The organism is Mesorhizobium sp. M7A.F.Ca.CA.002.09.1.1 (genome assembly GCF_003998555.1).
Taxonomy (GTDB): Bacteria; Pseudomonadota; Alphaproteobacteria; order Rhizobiales; family Rhizobiaceae; genus Mesorhizobium; species Mesorhizobium ciceri.
In genome coordinates, this window is record NZ_RZRR01000883.1 from 1 (window position 1) to 2,299 (window position 2,299).

The following is a 2,299-nucleotide window of genomic DNA, read 5'->3' on the forward strand; positions in this document are numbered from 1 at the left end:
GCCCAGCACCGCGCGGCTGGCCTTGTCGAGAAGATGCGGCGTCGTGGCCAGCGCCTCGACGTAGCGATCAACAGGCCAGTTGTCGCGGAAATGCGCATCGGCGAGCCGGCGCAGCCCCAACGCCAGTGAGGCATCAGAAGACGCCGTGGCATCCTTTGTCTCGGGACTGAGGCGCGCGATGTGGGAGAGCGCGACGGCGATCAGCGCCTGCAGGACCCTGTCTTTGCCGGCTTGCGCCTCGGCGTATTCGGCGGCGATCATCTCCAGCACCGCCGCCAATCTGGCCCACGCTGCGTGCTGCGGCATGCCGTCGGCAAAGACCGGCCGGTCCAGCGGCAGCAGGCTGTGAGCCGCGATGGCCGCAAGCGCGCCGTCGGCGACCGAGACGACGATGGCGTCGGTGCCGGGGCCGATCGAGAAGCCGTGCACGATAGTGCTCGGCACGAAACTCACGGCAGGCGCCGAAAAGTCCCAGGATCGGTCTTCGATGCGGTAGGTACCGGAGCCGCTGGTCCAGAAGGTGATCTGACCCATCTGCGGGTGCTTGTGCGCGGCGACCTCACCAAGATGGATATTGCCGCGCGCAAGCACCGTCTCGACATGCAGAAAACCGACATCGAGCGGCCGCACCGGCTCGCCATAGACGAAGAAGTCGGGGATGGATCTCTGGCTCATGACGCCGGAAAAAGTCCAATCGGTTTTGCCGTTCCGTCCATAACCGATCGATGCCCAGGGCGCTAGGGTTACGGCTTAAGAGGAGGACCATCATGCGATCAGAAGACTTCCGCACCGATAAGGCACGCCCATTCACCGGGGCCGAGTATCTGGAGAGCCTGCGCGATCGCCGCGAGGTCTATATCAACGGCGAACGCATTGCCGACGTCACCACGCATCCGGCGATGCGCAATTCGGCGCGGTCGCTGGCGCGCCTCTACGACGCCCTGCATGATCCAAAGCGGCGGGACGCGCTGACGTCACCAACCGACACCGGCTCGGGCGGCTACACCCACAAATATTTCCGCGTTGCCAAGTCTTCCGCCGAGCTTGTTGCCCAGCAGACGGCGATCGCGGAGTGGTCGCGCATGTCCTATGGCTGGATGGGCCGCACGCCCGACTACAAGGCGGCGCTGATGAACACGCTCGGCGCCAATGCCGACTGGTACGGGCCGTTCAAGGACAATGCCCTGTCCTGGCACAAACGCGCGCAGGAAGCCGCGTTGTTCATGAACCACGCCATCGTCAACCCGCCGATCGACCGCCACAAGCCGGCCGAACAGGTGAAGGATGTCTTCGTCCACATCAACAGGGAGACGGACGCCGGCATCTACGTGTCCGGCGCCAAGGTGGTGGCGACGTCCTCGGCGCTGACGCACTACAATTTCCTGGCGCAAGGGTCGGCGACGGTGACCGAGGATCCGTCGCTGTCGGTGATGTTCATCGTGCCGATGAATGCGCCGGGGATAAAGATGTTCTGCCGCGTCTCCTACGAGCAGACGGCCAACACGGTGGCGGCACCCTTCGACTATCCGCTGTCGTCGCGCTTCGACGAGAACGACGCGATCCTGGTGCTCGACAATGTCTTCATCCCCTGGGAGGACGTGCTGGTGCTGCGCGATGCGCAAAAAATCCTGTCCTTCCATCCGGCCTCCGGCTTCATGCATGGCTACTGCTTCCAGGGCTGCACGCGTTTCGCCGTCAAGCTCGACTTTCTCGCCGGCCTGCTGGCCAAGGCGCTGCGCGCCACGGGCGGCGATGCTTTCCGCGGCAACCAGGCGGCACTGGGCGAGGTCATTGCGCTCAGGCACATGTTCTGGAGCTTTTCCAACGCCATGGCCTACAACCCGATCCCATGGGCGAATGGCGCCGTCCTGCCCAACCTCGAAGCCGCCCTTGCCTACCGCACCTTCATGTCGGAAGCCTATCCGCGCGTCATCGACACCGTGCGCCGGGTGATCGCCTCGGGGCTGATCTACCTGCCGTCGTCGGTGCGCGACTTCAACAACCCCGAGATCGACAAATATCTGGCGCAATATGTGCGCGGCTCCAACGATATGGGCCACATCGAACGCATCAAGATCATGAAGCTGTTGTGGGATGCGACCGGCACCGAGTTCGGCGGCCGCCACGGGCTCTATGAGCTCAACTATGCCGGTGCGCCGGAAGAGGTACGGCTGCAGGTGCTGAAAGGCGCCGAGCGCGGCGGGCGGCTGAAGGCGATGGAAGAGCTGGTCGACACCTGCATGGCCGATTATGACGAGAATGGCTGGACCGGCGATACCTGGTTCAATCCGCTTGTCTC

The 2,299-nt window shown here is 63.9% G+C and carries 2 protein-coding genes; one reads left to right on the top strand and one right to left on the bottom strand.

What is annotated here, in order from left to right; translation table 11 throughout:
* A partial coding sequence (locus EN994_RS27805) for an AraC family transcriptional regulator (RefSeq protein WP_127307981.1) occupies positions 1-675 on the bottom strand: 675 nt, incomplete at its 3' end.
* 92 nt (positions 676-767) lie between these two features.
* Between EN994_RS27805 and EN994_RS27810 the strand changes: the two genes are divergently transcribed.
* The coding region (locus EN994_RS27810; RefSeq protein ID WP_127307982.1) for a 4-hydroxyphenylacetate 3-hydroxylase N-terminal domain-containing protein at positions 768-2,299 on the top strand (1,532 nt) is incomplete at its 3' end.